18 protein-coding genes are annotated in these 16,981 nt (G+C 49.5%); 11 read left to right on the top strand and 7 right to left on the bottom strand.

Going from position 1 to position 16,981, the window contains the following annotated elements:
- Position 1: 1 nt before the first annotated feature.
- The gene (locus tag R70331_RS18895) at positions 2-874 is read left to right on the top strand and encodes a tetratricopeptide repeat protein (protein ID WP_042177912.1); all 873 of its coding nucleotides are present in this window, start codon (positions 2-4) and stop codon (positions 872-874) included.
- A 118-nt stretch (positions 875-992) separates the two neighbouring features.
- Positions 993-1,187, top strand: a complete 195-nt coding sequence (locus R70331_RS18890) for a hypothetical protein (RefSeq protein ID WP_042177910.1) — start codon at positions 993-995, stop codon at positions 1,185-1,187.
- A gap of 82 nt (positions 1,188-1,269) precedes the next feature.
- On the opposite strand, the gene R70331_RS18885 is transcribed toward R70331_RS18890, so the two are convergent.
- The gene (locus R70331_RS18885; protein ID WP_052419118.1) at positions 1,270-1,638 is read right to left on the bottom strand and encodes a hypothetical protein; all 369 of its coding nucleotides are present in this window, start codon (positions 1,636-1,638) and stop codon (positions 1,270-1,272) included.
- Between the two features lie 230 nt (positions 1,639-1,868).
- Here R70331_RS18885 and R70331_RS18880 point away from each other — a divergent pair, with 230 nt between their 5' ends.
- From R70331_RS18880 to R70331_RS18870, 3 genes are all read left to right on the top strand, one after another.
- The gene (locus tag R70331_RS18880) at positions 1,869-3,002 is read left to right on the top strand and encodes a stalk domain-containing protein (protein ID WP_052419117.1); all 1,134 of its coding nucleotides are present in this window, start codon (positions 1,869-1,871) and stop codon (positions 3,000-3,002) included.
- A 33-nt stretch (positions 3,003-3,035) separates the two neighbouring features.
- A complete protein-coding gene (locus tag R70331_RS18875) occupies positions 3,036-3,584 on the top strand; it encodes a hypothetical protein (RefSeq protein WP_042177908.1) in 549 nt (182 codons plus the stop codon).
- A 109-nt stretch (positions 3,585-3,693) separates the two neighbouring features.
- On the top strand, positions 3,694-4,467 hold the full coding sequence (locus R70331_RS18870; RefSeq protein WP_042177906.1) for a CPBP family intramembrane glutamic endopeptidase: 774 nt from the start codon (positions 3,694-3,696) through the stop codon (positions 4,465-4,467).
- 699 nt (positions 4,468-5,166) lie between these two features.
- On the opposite strand, the gene R70331_RS18865 is transcribed toward R70331_RS18870, so the two are convergent.
- On the bottom strand, positions 5,167-6,117 hold the full coding sequence (locus R70331_RS18865) for a serine hydrolase domain-containing protein (RefSeq protein ID WP_042177903.1): 951 nt from the start codon (positions 6,115-6,117) through the stop codon (positions 5,167-5,169).
- A 242-nt stretch (positions 6,118-6,359) separates the two neighbouring features.
- Between R70331_RS18865 and R70331_RS18860 the strand changes: the two genes are divergently transcribed.
- From R70331_RS18860 to R70331_RS18850, 3 genes are all read left to right on the top strand, one after another.
- Positions 6,360-6,911: a polymer-forming cytoskeletal protein gene (locus R70331_RS18860; protein ID WP_042177902.1), complete on the top strand. Its 552-nt coding sequence runs from the start codon at positions 6,360-6,362 to the stop codon at positions 6,909-6,911.
- 143 nt (positions 6,912-7,054) lie between these two features.
- On the top strand, positions 7,055-7,486 hold the full coding sequence (locus R70331_RS18855; protein WP_042177900.1) for a YhfM domain-containing protein: 432 nt from the start codon (positions 7,055-7,057) through the stop codon (positions 7,484-7,486).
- Complete coding sequence (locus tag R70331_RS18850; RefSeq protein WP_042177899.1) at positions 7,483-7,902, top strand: hypothetical protein; 420 nt, start codon at positions 7,483-7,485, stop codon at positions 7,900-7,902. Before R70331_RS18855 ends, R70331_RS18850 begins: the two co-directional genes overlap by 4 nt.
- Here the strand turns inward: R70331_RS18850 and R70331_RS18845 are convergent.
- From R70331_RS18845 to R70331_RS18825, 5 genes are all read right to left on the bottom strand, one after another.
- Complete coding sequence (locus R70331_RS18845; protein WP_042177897.1) at positions 7,890-9,677, bottom strand: ABC transporter ATP-binding protein; 1,788 nt, start codon at positions 9,675-9,677, stop codon at positions 7,890-7,892. The genes R70331_RS18850 and R70331_RS18845 overlap by 13 nt on opposite strands.
- Positions 9,674-11,470 (bottom strand): ABC transporter ATP-binding protein, encoded by a 1,797-nt coding sequence (locus tag R70331_RS18840; protein ID WP_042177894.1) that lies wholly within the window; start codon positions 11,468-11,470, stop codon positions 9,674-9,676. Before R70331_RS18840 ends, R70331_RS18845 begins: the two co-directional genes overlap by 4 nt.
- Positions 11,471-11,529: 59 nt before the next feature.
- Positions 11,530-12,639 carry an ArsR/SmtB family transcription factor gene (locus R70331_RS18835; RefSeq protein WP_042177892.1) on the bottom strand — a complete coding sequence of 370 codons (1,110 nt, stop codon included), beginning with the start codon at positions 12,637-12,639 and terminating at the stop codon, positions 11,530-11,532.
- A 126-nt stretch (positions 12,640-12,765) separates the two neighbouring features.
- A complete protein-coding gene (locus R70331_RS18830) occupies positions 12,766-13,686 on the bottom strand; it encodes a DMT family transporter (RefSeq protein WP_042177889.1) in 921 nt (306 codons plus the stop codon).
- Complete coding sequence (locus tag R70331_RS18825; RefSeq protein WP_042177886.1) at positions 13,683-14,537, bottom strand: AraC family ligand binding domain-containing protein; 855 nt, start codon at positions 14,535-14,537, stop codon at positions 13,683-13,685. The genes R70331_RS18830 and R70331_RS18825 overlap by 4 nt, the downstream gene beginning before the upstream one ends.
- Positions 14,538-14,730: 193 nt before the next feature.
- Between R70331_RS18825 and R70331_RS18820 the strand changes: the two genes are divergently transcribed.
- From R70331_RS18820 to R70331_RS18810, 3 genes are read left to right on the top strand one after another with little or no spacing between them, the layout of a single operon-like run.
- Positions 14,731-15,180 (top strand): hypothetical protein, encoded by a 450-nt coding sequence (locus R70331_RS18820; protein ID WP_042177883.1) that lies wholly within the window; start codon positions 14,731-14,733, stop codon positions 15,178-15,180.
- Between the two features lie 45 nt (positions 15,181-15,225).
- Complete coding sequence (locus R70331_RS18815; RefSeq protein WP_042177880.1) at positions 15,226-15,915, top strand: response regulator transcription factor; 690 nt, start codon at positions 15,226-15,228, stop codon at positions 15,913-15,915.
- On the top strand, positions 15,912-16,913 hold the full coding sequence (locus R70331_RS18810; protein ID WP_042177877.1) for a sensor histidine kinase: 1,002 nt from the start codon (positions 15,912-15,914) through the stop codon (positions 16,911-16,913). The genes R70331_RS18815 and R70331_RS18810 overlap by 4 nt, the downstream gene beginning before the upstream one ends.
- The last annotated feature ends 68 nt before the right edge of the window (positions 16,914-16,981 follow it).

The raw sequence follows: 16,981 nt of genomic DNA, 5'->3' as shown, positions 1-16,981 counted from the left end.
TATGGGGTATGAATCCAGCGGCTACGGATTGGCAGCTGTACATGAGCTTATGGAAATGAAGAGGTACAAGGAGGCCCTGGTTGAAGCGGAGCAGGTGCTGCGTGAGGACCCGGAGGACCCGGATGTTTTTGCAATCATTGCCCATATCTATATTCTGCAGGAGAACTACGAACAAGCACAGCACTGGACAGGCGAAGCGCTGCGCCGCGATCCTGAGCAGCAGCTGGCCTGGTTCGTGCAGATATGTATCTATTATGATATACGCAATTATAAAGCACTGGACGAGGTTTTACCGGAAGCCATGCGGGTTGATCCCTATGAGCCCCATTACTATTTTATCAAGGCCAATCTGCTGAACAAACGGGCGAAATACAAGGACGCCAGGGAGCAGCTGCTGCAGGCGCTGGAGCTGAGCCCGGAGAATGCTGTCTATCTGGCTACGTTAAGCTATACAGAAGCCCTGCTGGGCAACATGGCTGAGTCGGTCAGCCTGGACCGGCAGGCGGTTCAGACCGGTGTAGAGAACGAATACGTTCTGCTCTATCTGGGCTGGGCGGCGGGCCACCGCGGGGATTATAAGCTGAAAGAGACGTACATGAGAAATGCGGTCAGGCTCGATCCGGATGACAAGCAGCTGCGGGATGAGTTCCTGGAGTCATTGCAGCAGACCCATAAGCTGCTGGCTGTTTTTTTGTGGCCGACCAAATATTTCCGCAGACTGAAGCGCTGGCAGATACTGACGCTCTGGATTATTGCCTGGGTTGTGTTCAGGCCGCTGGTGCTGGTGTTCCTGATTCTCTATATCATCGCCAATATGGTGACCAAAGGAATCGTTCATGTACAGATATACGGGTGGCAGAGAAGCAGGAAGTAACAGCAGGGCAGCGTTTAACAAAGAGTGTTCCAGGCAGCCGCACAACGGCTGAGGAACACTCTTTTTATTTTTTAATAGGGTATATAACGGCTGGTCTTGGTTAAAAATAGGAGAAATCATGAAGAAGGGAGTGGCAAATTTGGATATTACAATGGGATCAGATGAGGTCATCAGCCGGATCAAGCAGCTCCAGACGGGCGGGGGAAGCATCAACAAGAAGCAGGTTAAGCAGCATGATCCGGAATTAATGCGGAGTGCCCTGTACTATTTTCCAAGCTGGGAGCATGCTGTGAAAAACGCGGGACTGCTGTAATAGCGGGAAAATGCGAAGAGCCGGGACTGCAGGACTATAAAGTCTGCTATCTGCGGCTCTTTGTGCTTGGATTCACATGCAGCTAATCCCGCTTTTTTGTATGTTCCGGGCAGATGCTCTGCCGTTGAATCGCCTTCATATTCAGATTCAGCTCATGCATGTAATGATTGATTTTGAGCTGCAGGTTACGGAGGATTTCTATCTGCATTTCATTTATCCGGTCTTCCGCGCAAAAAGCTGAGCAGGACAATTGTCCGGCGCTGTACGACTTCGTCTCATCCACTACAGTATTGAGCTTCTCTTTATAAATCCGTTTAACCGGACCATCCTCTGCCTTGATTTCATAATAACGGTTGGTCTCAAGCAGAAGTTTCCAATGGCTTACAGTGACGTCAAAGGCGTCTTTTTCTACCGCGGCGGAGACTTTCACAATTTTAATATGACTTTTCATAGTGACTGCTCCTCCTGCAAACCCATTTTCTTAATGGGTTTATTTCGCATAAACCTTAAGGGATTATATCATGTGAATGGGGCTTTTCCCACTGGAAGTTATGGTAAGCTAGTTCAATTGGACTAAATATAAAGTCTCCTGATGTTAACAGAACTGAACTGCAACTTTTAACGGCTCCAGACGTCCAATATATTGAGTTAATTTGAAAATTAAGGAAAAGGAGATTTATTATGAAAAAGAGCTGGCTGCTTCTACCCATGTTAGTATTCTTATTAATAGGCTTTCCGGCAATATCCTCCGCAGCTTCAACCGCTTATTTCGTCGTGATCTGGAACAATGGAGCCCAATCTACAAATCCGGCACTGCTTAAGGACGGAACGGTCTATGCAAGCGCCGGTATGCTGGAGTCGGCCGGTCTGAAGGCTTCGAAGAGCAGTTCGCGCAGCGGCACTGTATATACTTATACCGGATGGAAGAAATCAGTGACGGTCACAACAGCAAGTAAAACAGGGAAGCTGGACGGACAGGCTGTCAGCCTTGGCGGCAAGCCCTTTATGTATAAGGATGAGCTGTATCTTCCGGCCCGCTTTATCGTGCAGGCATTAGGAGGGGAGACGGTAGGCTGGAACGCCAAAACCCGTGTGTATACCGCGAAAAATTTTCAATCCTTTTCAAGCAGCAGTGCCGTTTATGGCGGAATAACCTATACCGTTGATAAGCAGACTGGAAAACTGTACGCGCAGAGTCCGGCCGGGCAGCCCCGGCTGATTGCAAACCTGGGCTCTGAGCTGTACGACATGATCAGCTTTGATTTCCGGAAAACGGCAAAAGGCCTAATCTATCTTACGATTACGGATGTCTATGGCGAGCCGCATATCAACAACAAGTGGTACACGCTGATCATTAAGGAGGGTATAGTAATCCGGCAGGCAAGCGTAGGGTATTGGATCCGTTACGGGGACAATGTGAAGCTGTACGGTGATAATCTGATTTTGACGGATGGAAAGAGTTTGCGTGTGATTGAGGATGGAACGGGGAAGGTAAAAGAGACGCTCAATCTGGTCAAGCTTGGCGGGATAGACGATAAATACCTGGTCGAGGGAATAGATGATGATTTCCTGCTGATCCGCCCCAACCAGAAAGGCCTGCTGATGCTGATTGACCGCAAGACCGGGGCTCAAACCTTGCTGTATAAAGAATTGCTCGATGCTGAGCAGCAGGTATATGCTGAGACGAATGACATCCCGTTTTACGGGGACCGGCTGGAGTATATTAAGCGTGAAGGGAATGTGCTGCAGTTCAAGAACCAGGCCGTTCAAGACGGGCGGATCTATAAATACGATTTGTTAAAGACTCAGCCATAGGCTGGGTTTTTGACAATTGGAGGGAGGCGGCAGATGGCCGTGATACTGTATCATTATTACGAGAAAGCGCTGGGACCGTTTCGAAATCTGTCGGATCTGCCGGCAGCTGAGGCGGAGGAGGTGCTCGCTGCAATCAGGCAGAAAAAGAAGACAATGGCTGCACACCGGCCTGACGGATACCTGCAAAGAAGAAGAGAGCTCGAACAGCTGGCCCGGGCACTGTTTATTGCAAAAGGCGGAAAGCCGGTCCGGACAGCCCCGCACTATATGGTCATAGGAGAGTGTGAGTGGCTGAAATCCTGGTATGCCGAGGGAGAGGCTGTGCATATGCCCATTTCAGGCTTTGATACGGATACGCTTTCTTTTTCCTATGGGGACCTGTTTCCGACGTTTAGCCCTAAAGTACAGGACGGCAGGGAATACCGCGGAAAAGTATACACCTCTAGTGAGATTGTAACGTTAATTCAGAAGTACGGCCTCCCGCAGGTCTGGAATAAGGACGGTGTTAACGGGCCGGAGAGATACATAGAGGTTCAGGTATGGGACGAAGGTCCGCTCGATATGTTAATCAATTACATATAGAAAATAAGAAGATGAATTAGAAAAATGTGGAATGTTAACCTGCCGTGTATTACAATTAATCCGTTATTGCCCTGACAGGGGAGACTATACAGGATTAAGGAGACGTAATATGACAAAGAGCATTAAAAAGGATCACCCGATTATTTTCTCGCTGCTGCTGGGTATTTTGCTGACATTTTTGGTTTCAGCTGCTTCGGCCGTAGCGAGTATTATGGAATTAAGCGACAATGGGATGATTATCGCCCAAGGAACTGGATTTGCAGTGATGGCTGTAATTGTAGCTGTGTATATGACAAGGGGCGGACGCACATGGGCCCGGTATGGTTTCAAGCCGATTACAGCAGTAGAATCAAAAGATGCGCTCTATTACATACCACTTCTAATCATCGCCTTGGTTCAGCCTCTCATTGGCGGCTTCAATGTTCAGCTGACAGCCGCTGAAGTTATATTGTTCGTAGTATTTACACTGTTTGTCGGTTTTTCAGAGGAGACTGTCTTCAGAGGCATTATTCGGGATAAGCTGAAGGTTAAGGGACCCGTTTTTTATATTGTTTTCTCCTCGGTTTTCTTTGGAATCTTACATATGGTGAATGCGCTGAACGGAAAGGACGCTTTAAGTGTCGTGCTCCAGGTTGTGAATGCCTTCCTGATCGGATTAATTCTCGCTCTGCTGATTGAGACAACCAGAAACATTATTCCGCTGATTCTTTTTCATTTTGTCTACGATGCGCTTGCATTCATGACCGCTCAGAATCCTGACAAAGAACTGATAGCTATTGTAATTATGAATGTATTGTATCTGCTGTACGGCATTTATCTTATCAACAACCTGCGGCGCCGCAAAAAGCCCGTTACAGCACCGGAGAACCGGCTGAGCGCATAGGCCGGAACGGGTTAAACGCCCCGTAAGGAGTTATAGCCGTTTGATTGTACAACGTATAACCAAACGGCTTAATCATTGTAAAAGTGTAAATTCTACGTAAAACCGCAAAAAATAAAGGAATTGTAGGCTAGAAGCGCCTAGATTTACACCACTTGAGAATTTCCGGGGAATACGATAAAATACGAAAAATTATGACAGTTTAAAATTTATCGGATATGCGCTACTATAGTGACATCACCAACAAGTAACTGCATTGATAACCGCTAAGCGGCTATCGTTTAAGCTTACTGATGGTGAGTATTTCAAGGAAGGAGAGATTCCCAAAGAAACCATGAATCAGGGACAAGCTATTCAGGCAAGACACATCTTGCAATCGAAGGAGCGTGATTCCGTTGAAGCAGGTTAGCGAAGCGTACAATTACGGTTGACACAGTAGGGAAAACGTCCGTGAAAACGTTTTTCGTGTAATCGTGTACGTGGGGAACTCATCCCATATGCAGGACATGGGGCATTACTCCTTTTTAGGAGCGAACGGGAAACACCGAATTTGAAAGAACAATTACCATGTCAGGGATATGGATTGTGGCTGGAGGAAATGATTGAATTGAATATTGGAATAAACCCATAAGTCCCCGATACCTAGGTTGATAAGGTAGTCGGGGATTTATGTGTTTTGCAGCTGTTTGTAAATTACGAAGCTTAGATACGGGCTTTTGCAAGCAACGGTGCGACGGATTCACGGAAGACATCTGCCGGCGGCTTCTGCTTCCCGCGATGATCCTGCGTTAAGACGACAACAGTCTCAAGCTCAGGCACAACATAAACAAACTGGCCTCCGTAGCCCCGGGCGTTATAATAACGGAATGCTGTTTCCGGAGACTCCTTATCAGGAGGAGCATAGCTGTCTGTCCACCAATGCCAGGCGTAACCGCCTTGGCGGGGGGCTTCTGCTGTAATGGCAGTTTGCGTAGACCGGTTAATCAGCTCCGGAGTAATTAACTGCCGGCGGCCCCATTGACCGCGCTGCAGATAGAGCTGACCAAAATTCAGGAGATGCACCGGGCGCAGACGCAGGCCGAAGCCGCCGGTATGAATACCCTGCGGGTCCTGCTCCCATTCATATTGTTCTATGCCCAGCGGACCGAACAGCTCTTCCTCAGCGAACCGGGCAACCGGCATTCCTGTACCCTGAACCAAAAGAGCTGCAAGAAGCTGCGACACGCCGGAATTATATTCCATATGTTCACCGGGATTATGGGCCAGACGTTGCTCCAGCACAAAGTCTATCCAGTTTTCAGAACGCGTCATTCGGGGGAAGGAGTTCTGTCCGCCGAACTCAGTCCAGTTAAAGCCGGCCGACATGGTCAGCAGATGCTCCAGTGTAATTTCCGCCTTGCGCGGATCAGGGTCCTGGCGGAGCTGAGGATAATAATCAGCCAGAAGCGTATCGGGCTGAGGAAGCAAGCCTTTATCCATCGCAATACAGACTAGAGCAGATAGAATGCTTTTGGTGCAGGAATTAATTTTGGCCAGCTCGCCTGCTATGTCAGGTTCTCTATAATATTCAAAGAATAGCCGGCCTTCGCGGCTGATCAGGCAGCTGCGTAACGGATACGGCGCGATCGCTGCAGACAGTTTGGATAGTTCCATCGGTTACAGTCCTTTCATATGCCGGGTTATAGCATAAAAACATTGTATAGAGGTACAAATCTGTTAACAGTGTACCAGCCTAAAGCCGGAAAAGCGAAATTCCTAAGCGATTAGCACAGTATTATCTGTAAAAATAGAAACAGACACAAATTTGTGAAAAAGTTCACGTGATAATTTTCAAATTTTAATATATAATATGGTTATTAAAGAGAAATCAAATTAAGTAAATTGGGGGATTTGAGATGAAATTTGTAAAAACGTTACTGGTTGCCGGTGTTGCTGCTGCTTTGCTGTCAGGTTGCGGTTCGAATAATGATACTGCCGGAAATGAAGCGGCTGCCACTGCAACTGCTGCTGCAACGACCGATGCTGTATCCACTGCTTCCATTGTGAAAGAACAGGATCCATTCCTGAAAGCTGTCAGTGCAGAAGGTAACTGGATTGTCGCAATCCTGAATGATCTTACTGTTGACCAGGATGTTGTTGTAGCCGGTGAGTTCCATGATAAAGGCGTTGCCGAAAATGCTATCTACCGTAAGCTCGCCCTGTATGCACAGGATGCTGACCATAATGTAACGGCTACTTACACACTGACTGCACCTAAAGTAACAGTTCAAAGTGAAAACTTTAGAGTACAAGGCGGTACAATCAAAGGTGATGTATATGTAGAAGCTAACGGCTTCAACCTGTACAAAGACGCTACAATTGACGGTAACCTGTACTTCGCAAGTGCTGATGTACAAGCAACAGCAGTGATGGAAGGCAAAGTGACTGGAACAACTGAAGTGAAATAATAACTCTACACTGCGTATGATCGAGTAGATACAGCCTGCAGACTTAATCCCGGACAAGGAGATTAGGTTTGCAGGCTTTTTATATGTTTATATAGAAATATATGGAAAGGGACTGCTTCACGCAGATAGAAGGAGGGGCTGATATGAAAAAGTGGATTCCGCTGCTCGTAATTTGTCTGCTGGCTATCGGAGTTATGAGCTACAGCAAGCTGAAAGTAAGCGAAATTGCCGGCATCCGGCTGGAGTGTGCGGATTTATGTGATAACGGGCAGATACCCGCCGGGCTTTTTGCAGAAAGGACCTTCACAGAGCCGCAGGAAATTAAGGTGTTCGTAACGGCTATAAATAAGGCTAAACGGATGAAGGGGGAACTGGATTACGGCGCTTCTTTCCGGATGGATGTGAATTATAAGAATGGCAGGACAAAGAAATATGTATTAAATATCTCTGATTCCAAGGGGGAAGGTACCAAAGGATTGTTAGTTAATATGGAGAACAGCGGCCAGGGGTATTCGATTCCAGCGGAGAATCATGATGCGCTCAGAGAGCTGATCTATGAGGAGGAGCCGGGTTGAGGATATGGATGCTGCTGCTGGCCTGTCTGCTGGTGATTTCGGTTATCGGTTGCAGTAAGCCGAAGGAGAACGAAGTCACCAGCATCCGGCTGGAGTGTAAGGATTTATGCAAAGGCGGACAGGTGCCGGCAGGATTTTTTACTGAAAAGATTTTTACAGAACCGGATGAAATTAGTGTGTTTATGAATGCGGTTAACAAGGCCAGCAAGATGCACGGGATGTTAAATTACATGACCTCTTTTCTGATGTATGTCTCTTATTCAGAGACTGGAGAGAAGGTGTATGTGCTGAATATCGCCAACGTGAAGGATGAAGCAATTCGCGGGCTGCTGGTAGACACGGAAGACAGCAGCCAGGGCTACGAGATTCAGACAGAATTTCATGAGCAGCTGAGGCAGCTGATTTATGAGCAGTAATCCGGCTCTCTAAACTGCAGGTTGTACAGCTCCGCATATAGCCCGTTCCTGCTTAGCAGACTATCATGTGTTCCCTCCTCAGCAACAGCACCCTTATCCAGCACAATAATTCTGGAAGCGTCCCGTACAGTAGACAGCCGGTGGGCAATTACCAGAGTGGTGCGGTCCTTCATCAGCAGATCAAGGGACTGCTGGACGAGCTGCTCGGACTCATTATCCAGAGCTGAAGTGGCCTCATCCAGCAGTAATATAGGAGCATTCCGCAAAAAAGCTCTGGCTATGGCGATACGCTGGCGTTGTCCTCCGGATAAGCCCGCGCCACGTTCACCGATTACTGTATTGAATCCTTCCGGCAGCTTCAGAATAAATTCATCAGCGCCTGCAAGCCTGGCGGCCTCCTGAATCTCCTCTTCGCCGGCTGCATCACTGCCGAACGCGATATTGTCGCTGATGGTCCCTGAGAATAAGTAGGGGGTCTGAGGCACATAGGTGATCTGGCTGCGCATTTCCGGGAGTCCCCCGGCTGCACACCTGCCGTACACTGAAATGTGTCCTGCATCAGGCTGGAATAAGCCGCAGCATAGCCGCATAAGAGTCGTTTTGCCGGAGCCGCTTGGTCCGACCAGAGCAACTGTTTCGCCATGGCGGATACTCATATTTAAATTAGAGAACAAGGCAGCGTCATTATCAGGACCCGTGGAGTGGCTGTATTCCAGGCCTTGAATGGAAAGCGCAGCGGCCTCATCTGCTGAATCAGCTGTTGTAGGAACGCAGGTATGCTGCGTGTTATCTTCAGAAGGCGCATCGAGTATTGAGAATACGCGGTCTGCTGCACCGAGCGCTTGCTGGACACCGCCCCAGGTCCGTGACATATGGACGAACGGCCACTGGACCCGGCCCATCAGAATAATGAAGGCAAGTACTTCCCCTGCGGAGGTCCCGCCATTTATAGCCGAGTACGCAATAAAGCCCGCACAGATGATCATCACGAAGTTATTGATAAAAGCGGCGCTGTTCCACAGCAGATTTGTTAAGAGTGCCCGCTGCCGCAGCATTTGGTTCAGCTTCATGCGTTCAGCCGCGTATTTGGACGTCAGCATAGTCTCCAGCGAAAAAGCACGGACAATCTGCATTCCCTGCAGCGTCTCCTGCAGAATACCGCGCAGCTGTGCTTCAGCTTCATAGATCCTTGTGGATAACCTCCGCAGCCTGCGGTCAAAAAAGCGGCTGGACAGAAAAGAAACCGGACCTGAGCCGAGGGCGAGCAGAGCGAGCCAGACATCCATAGAAGCCAGATACAGAAATGAAACGAAGCAGAGCAGGAGATTATAGCCCAAATCGTAAATAATGCTGCTGACCACACTCATGGCCGCTTCTGCATCTTTGGTATTGCGGGAGGTTAAATCCCCTGAATGGATGCCCTGTATCTGCTTGAACGGCAGACGGTGGGTCTGGTCAAACAGCGCTGCGCGCAGATCCCAGGACATCCGGCTCTGGACAACAAACCGGTAATAATGCTGGAGCATCAGACAGACCAGAATGAATGCGCAGACAGCCGCACAAACCGCTGTCAGCCGCACAAGCGAATTCATATCCGCGCTGTTAATGGTGTCAATAAATAGCTGCTGCACCGCTGCCAGTCCGATATCCATTACCAGCTTGGCAGCGAGCAGGCATATGGCAATCACGAGCCCGAAGCGATAGGGTTTAGCATAGGTAAGCATCCGGCGCAGAACGGCTCTAAGCGGCAGAACCGGCGTATCTTTTGACTTCATATTCGTTCTCCTCCAGCCGGCACAGGCTTTTGCTCTGTCCGGGTGACTGTCTGCACCATTGCGCAGTATTTTCCTTCCATTGCCATCAGCTCCTGATGTGTACCTTGTTCTGCAACCGCTCCTGATTCCAGAAAATAGATTGCGTCGGCATTTCGGATAGTAGACAGCCGGTGGGCGATAACGACTGTGGTCCGCCCCTGCATCAGCTTCTGCAGTGCCTGCTGGACAACCTCTTCGCTGTGGCTGTCCAGGGCAGCCGTCGGCTCATCCAGCAGCAGCAGCCCCGGTCCGCGGACGAATGCCCTGGCAATGGACAGACGCTGCCGCTCACCCCCCGACAAGGTAATTCCCCGTTCACCGACTGCGGTCTCATATTGCTGCGGGGTGCTCATAATAAATTCATGAATGCCGGCATTTCGCGCCGCCTGCATAACCTCTTCATATGCAGCGCCGGGCTTGCCCCAGGCGATATTATCGTACAGAGTACCGGAGAACAGATAAGGCTCCTGCGAGACATAAGCCAGACTGCTGCGCCAGAGATATGGCGGTATGCTGCTTAACGGCTCTGCTCCGCACAGGATTACTCCTTCATCAGGCTCATATTCTGCAAGCAGCAGGCGGAGAAGCGTACTTTTGCCGCTGCCGCTTGGTCCGGCGAGGGCTGTTACTTTGCCCGGTTCAATGATCAGCTGTACATTCCTTAATGCCGGATTGCCATTGTAGCTGAAACTTACGTTGTTAAAAGAAATCAGTTGTTGATTGGCAGCTTCAGCTGAGCCAGTTCTGCCAGATTCCTGATCCAGAGTGGTCTCCTGCTCCTGGCGCTCATTTTGCAGTTCCAGCACTTCAAATACCCGGCTGCCCTGGGCCAGGGAAGACTGCAGCTCAGTCCAGAGATTTGACAATCTGGATACCGGATTCGTAATCTGCTCAAAGCTGATCAGAAAGGCTGCTACTGCCCCTACATCCAGCCGTCCGCCAATTACGAGATATCCTCCGTAGCACAACAGAAATAACAGTCCGCCCAGCACAACGGTAAAGTTCATATTATAACCGGCCGCTTCGACGCGGGAGAGCGGAACATGAATCCGGAAATAGTGCCGGACCCGTTCCCTGAATTGCTCCTGCAGGCGTGGTGCCAGGGAGAAAGCGCGAACCACCTCGGCCCCCTGCACAGTATCCTGAGTAAACATCTGCTGGGCTGCCTCGACCTCCTGTCTTTTCTGGTGCAGGGAGCGGATGCGTGGTGTAAAGGGCAGCATGACAAGGGGGAGCAGCGCACAGATCAGCAGTGTACCCATAGTGAGCGAGAACTGGAGTGACATCAAATAGGTGAGCAAAAAGAGAACCTGCAGCAGATTGCTGAACAATTCAACTGTTTTCAGGTTAATGCCCTGCTGGGCCGCAGGTGCAGAATCGTGTATCCGGCTGATGAGATCGGCGGAATGATAACGGTCCAGCTCTTTCATCTCCGATTTCAGCAGTTTATCGAGCATGGACAGCTGGAGCCGGGAGGTAGATTTGTATTCAAGCACAGCAGAAAAGTAGCTTTTGAGAAAATTAAAAAGGACATCGGCAAACACGATCACCATTGCAAATAGGGCGCTTGAAGCAAGGCTAGACATGTTCTTGTCTGTAGCTGCGTTAATGATCCGCCGCAGTGCCTCGGCGATTCCTACAGTAGTCAATGAAATTACGGCTGCGGTCAGGCAGAGCGCGATGTACCAGCCGATATATGGCTTGCCAAGCTTCACCAGGCGGATGAATGTGCCGGAAGCTGCTGATCTTTTCAATGTGGGTCCTCCCTGTGATCAGATATACGCTTTTTTGCAGGTTGCTGTATAGCTCAGCCCTAATCCAGCATGATTTTTGCTGTCAAGGCCAGCAGCTCCCGTAACCGCTCTGCATTCAGATGATAATATAGGCGGTGATCCTCCCGTTTCACACTGATCAGATCGAGGAAGAACAGGAAGTTGGAATGGTAGTTCACGGCTGCGGGGGTAATGCCGAGTGCGGAGGCGATCTCCTGTCCGTAATGCGGGCGCTCCTTCAGCAACAGCACGAAATCAAGCCGCCGCTTATCCGAAAAAGCCTTCAGGAACAGCTCAGTCTGTTCGCGGTCCGCAGCCGGGCCGAATACACGCTCATTGTGGATTCCGAAGATAACCCAGCCGACATTGCCGGCCTCCGTAGTGAAGTTCAAGAAATGATTACCGACCTGTGATGCTTGGCTCACATGAAAAGCAGTAGGGACGGATGTGAAAATATCGGGTTCATTTTTGTGGATTTCACGGATGAACTGCTCAGGCTTGGCAGCAAATACCGCCTCGTAATGAGCGGAGGCCTGTTCAGAATGCTCCTGAAACTGCTTTTTCCAGTGGATAAATACATCCTTGTAGAACTGGCGGAGCAGCTGCATGTACCGAATCTTGCATTCTTCGGGGTGGGCCAGGCATTCAAGCAGCGGTTCCTGCGTTTGAAGGACCTCCTCATGCGGAGGAGTAGCCTTAACTAATGCAGCCAGCAGGCGGAGATCACCCTTTAATGCTTCCCAGTCCCTTCCTTGCAGCAGCTCCTCCAGCTTATCGTGGTAAACCCCGAATACCATCTCTGTCAGCATCCATTGTGCCGGTACTGCCTCCAGTGATGCAATCCAGTCTTCCGCATTCTGCGGCTCGGGATTGCTGCAGATGGACACATAGAAACCGAAGTCCAGCGTCTTATGGAGAAAATTGTGGCCAAAGAAAAATTGCAGCTCGCGTAAAGTATGCGGCGATAGGCGAACATTGGCATCCTCGTAGAAGGCATCAGCCATCGAATCTATTTCAATCTTGTAATCCTGAGCCATGGCAACCATCTGCTCGCCGCAGGCGACCATGCCCATTGCGACGATAAATTCAAGCGCCTCGTTGTAGGTGAAGCGGATGTTGTGCCGGAGTTGTTCGTTAATTGTAGGTTTCATCTGAGCCTCCGTTATAAATTAAAGTGAAAATCAAATATTCGCTTCATTAGCACAACATTAAGTTATCACTTAATGTAAAAATAACCCATATATGAAAAAGCGCATAGGATAAAAATCACTTCAATATTATTTTTGCACAGCGGCTTCTTTGGCGTTGAACGTTTTTGCTTTATGTTCTGAGAGTGCAGAACCCGTTAAAGTAAGTGTAGTACCCAGTACAATAGCCCAGGAGAGCTGTTCCTGCAAAAATAACACAGCTGCCGCCACGGTGATAACTGGAACCAGATAAATATACACACTTGTTCTGACCGCTCCGAGGATACCGACTGCCCGGTTCCACGTTACAAAGCACAGCGCGGAAGCTCCCAGACCGAGGAACAGTAGATTCGCCAGATTCGAGGGATCACGGAACCGGTCCAGACCGAAGCGGAAATCGAACAGTAGCAAAGCCGGCAGCATGCCCAGCAGGCCATAAAAGAATACTTTGCGGGTCACGCCGATGGTATTGTGCTGCAGTGCGCTGATTTTGCGCATCAATACAGAGTAGAGTGCCCAGACGACAGGAGCAAGCAGAGCCAGCAGGTCACCGAGCGGATTCAGCTGTAGCTGGAGGCTTCCGTTCAGCAGAATGCAGACAATGCCGCTCAGGGCAATGAGGAATCCAGTGATGAAGGCAGGGGGAAGGAGTTCGTCCGATAAAGCAAAATGGGCGATCACTGCGGTGAGGAACGGGGCGATGGACACAATTACACCAACGTTAGAGGCAGATGTATAGAGAAGGGCAATATTTTCGATCAGAAAATACAGGGTGACACCGCAGAGTCCGGCCGCAATAAATAATCCCTCTTCCTTAAAAGAGCCCGTCCGGATTCGCCGCGGATAAAGCAGGAACAATACGGCATAGCCCAGAATAAAGCGGAAGAACAGAATTTCCAGCGGTGTAAAATCAGCCAGCAACAGCTTGGTCGAAATAAAGGTGGTCCCCCAAATGATGATCGTAATAAAAGCCAGCAGATGCCCGGTGGTGGCGCTACGTTTACCATTCATGATGAAGTCACCGCAAGTGCTGCTTTTTCCGCCGGGCGGGTGAAGATCCGCAGATATTGCTTAGGTGTTAAGCCGATCAGTTTTTTGAAGAAGTTACTGAAATGGCTCTGGTCGCTGAATCCGGTCCGCAGGGCAACCTCCATCGGCAGGGTCCCCTGCTCCAGCAGCCGTTTGGCCTGATTGATACGAATGGTCTCCAGGTAACGGTATGGGGAGATTCCTGTTTGCTTAGTGAACATTCGCAGCAGCTGATACTTGCTAAGTCCCGTCAATTCCGTCAGCTGACCCAGCGTAATAGTGTCTGTGTAATGCTCCTCTATGTACCGGCAGACCGTTTTGATTTCTATAGTAACCTCCCCGGCGGGATCGGTTGTACCGGTTTCTTCCGTATACTCCTGGAGCAGCTGCTCCAGCAAAAATAACAGCAGCTCCTCTTTCTGAAAATCCGCCTGCTCCTCTAAGAGCATCTGGTGCAGATCATGTAGCGGCACAGCCAGTTCGCTCTGAAACAATACAGCTTGTGTAAAGCGAGGTAATTCGCTTTTCCCTATAATCTCCCGTACATATTGGCGCATGATCTCCGGCTGAACGTTAATACAGCGGTAATCCAGCGTCCGCCCGTCCACTTGTTCACAGGAGTGCGGGTCCTGCGGGTTGAAGATAATGAGGTCTCCGCTGTTCAGAATGTATTCCTCATTGCCGCATTGCAGCAGTCTTTTACCCTGTTCGATAAAACCAATGACATAATAGTCATGAAAATGATTAGGGAACTTCTGCATAATCCCCTCAAACCGGTAGGCTTCCAGCTTCAAATCCTGATCAAAAACGACGGTCCGTACCTCGTGGGACAACAGCTTCACCCTCTTTTTTTGTAGTGTAAAGCAATTATAATACAAGAGTAGGCTCAGTTCTTGGATGATATTGCAGGGCCGGGAAGGTTAGCAACCGTTTTTTACCAGTTTATAGTATAATGTTTGGAGCAGGAAGGTCTGATGACAGCGGTGGGCAATGGATTGACTGATGACAAAGCAGGGGGAGATGTACATGAACAATCCAATAGTACGCACGGCCAAAGCACCCGCAGAAAAAATGTTTCTGGCAGCGATAAGTGTAAACGTAGTGCTGTGGATTTTCATTATTGTTCAAGGGAATTTTCAAAACATTTTTATAGCATCGACGATTCTTGCCCTATTTGCTATTGTTGAAATCATTTTGATATACCGCGCTTTTGCAGCCAGAAGATCCTTTGACATCCTTCTTAATGAGGACAGTCTGGTTATCAATAACCGGATGATCCCGGCAGACACAATCAAGACTGTATTTGTAAGAGGCTACTTTGTACCTGTCATAGGCATCAGGCCTAAGGGGAACTTGCTGGTACCGTATAAGTATTGCTTCCAATATGAAGACGATAAATACATAAAGGAATTGACGCAGTGGGCAGAGCAGAGGCAGATCATGGTTGCCAAGAAAAGTTTTCAGCGATGGCTGTAAACCGCGATTTCTAATAGGACGAAGACCCTGAAACGGAGTGCTTAGATGTTCAAAATCATGCTGATTGAAGACGATGTTACCCTTTTTACTGAAATTAAGGAACGCTTATCCCAGTGGTCGTATGAAGTATTCGGTGTCACCGATTTTGCCAAGGTGCTGCAGGAGTTCACGGCGGTTCAGCCGGAGCTGGTCATTATTGACATTCAGCTGCCGCTGTTCGACGGGTTCCATTGGTGCCGGATGATCCGGGCGCATTCCAATGTGCCGATTATCTTCCTGTCCTCGCGTGACCATCCGAGTGATATGGTGATGTCGATGCAGCTGGGCGCCGATGATTTTATGCAGAAGCCGTTCCATTTCGATGTGCTGATCGCCAAAATCCAGGCTACGCTCCGGCGGGTGTATAACTACAGCACCGAACGGACTGAGCTGAGAACATGGCGCGATGCTACGATCGAATTTGTGAAAAACACCGTAACCAACAGCCAGGGCGCAGCCCTGCTGACCAAAAACGAAATGTTCATCCTCAAAATTCTGATTGAGCACAAGGACCGGATTGTGGACCGTGAGGAGCTGATTAAGAATCTGTGGGACAATGAGCACTTTGTAAGTGACAATACCTTAACCGTGAATGTGAACCGGCTGCGCAAAAAGCTGGAGCCGCTCGGGCTCGATGCTTACATTGAAACCAGGGTCGGACAGGGCTACATGGCTACCGAAGAGGCGGCATTATGATTACCAAATACATAGCTGAAAAAAGAAGCTGGCTGCTTTTGCTGGCCGGAATGCAGCTGCTGATTCTATTCGTTGCTTTTGTAGATGCGTCGATCCCATTCCTGCCAGTGCTCTATATCGTGCTGCTGAATGTGCTGCTCTGCACGCTGTTTGTTTTCTTCCGGTATCAGAAGGAGACCCGGTTCTACAGGACGATGGAGGCATGGGATCAGGTGTATGATCTGGAGGCATTCCGGGAGGCGGACAGTCCGTTTGAGCAAATCGTGCAGGATGCGGTAACCCTCCAGACTGAACGCTACCGGCGGGAATCGGCCGCAAACTTCCGGCTGCTTGAGGAGGAAAAGGACGATCTGCTGGCCTGGATTCACGAGGTGAAGACACCGCTCACAGCGATGCAGCTGATGATCGAGCGCATTCCTGATGAAACGCTGCAGACCCAGATGATGTACGAATGGCTGCGGATTCACCATCTGCTCGACCAGCAGCTGCACCAGAAGCGGATTCCGTTCATGCGTAACGATCTTTTCATTGAGCTTACAGCGCTTGGGCCAATTCTGAATAAAGAGATCCGGGGACTTAGAACGTGGTGTATCCCGAAGGGCATCGGGTTCGATGTCGAGCTTGAGGCTGAAATGGTGCTGACAGACGGCAAGTGGCTGGGCTTCATGCTCCGGCAGCTGCTGACTAACGCCGTGAAGTACAGTGAAGCTGCGGATATTGTAATACAGAGCCGCGGGCAGGACGGGCATGTGGTGCTGATAATCAGAGACGAGGGGAAAGGAATCAGTCCCAAGGATTTGCCCCGTATATTTGATAAAGGGTTTACCTCAGTGCTCGGCCGTTTGGAGGGCGCAGCAACGGGGATGGGCCTGTACCTTACGAAGCAGGTGGCGGAACCGCTGCTGATCAGCCTAAGCGTGGAGTCGGAGCCCGGAAAAGGTACAGCGTTTACGCTGACCTTTCCGCGGGAGAATGATTTTGTGAAGACGGGCATGTGACAATAATGTCACATGCCTGTTCATATTGTTAGGTGAAACGCAGGAACGTTAGCTCCGGCCCCGGTATG

It is taken from the genome of Paenibacillus sp. FSL R7-0331 (assembly GCF_000758645.1).
Lineage (GTDB): Bacteria > Bacillota > Bacilli > Paenibacillales > Paenibacillaceae > Paenibacillus_AQ > Paenibacillus_AQ camerounensis.
The sequence above is the reverse complement of the archived record's forward strand: the minus strand, read 5'-3'. Positions and strand labels throughout refer to the sequence as shown.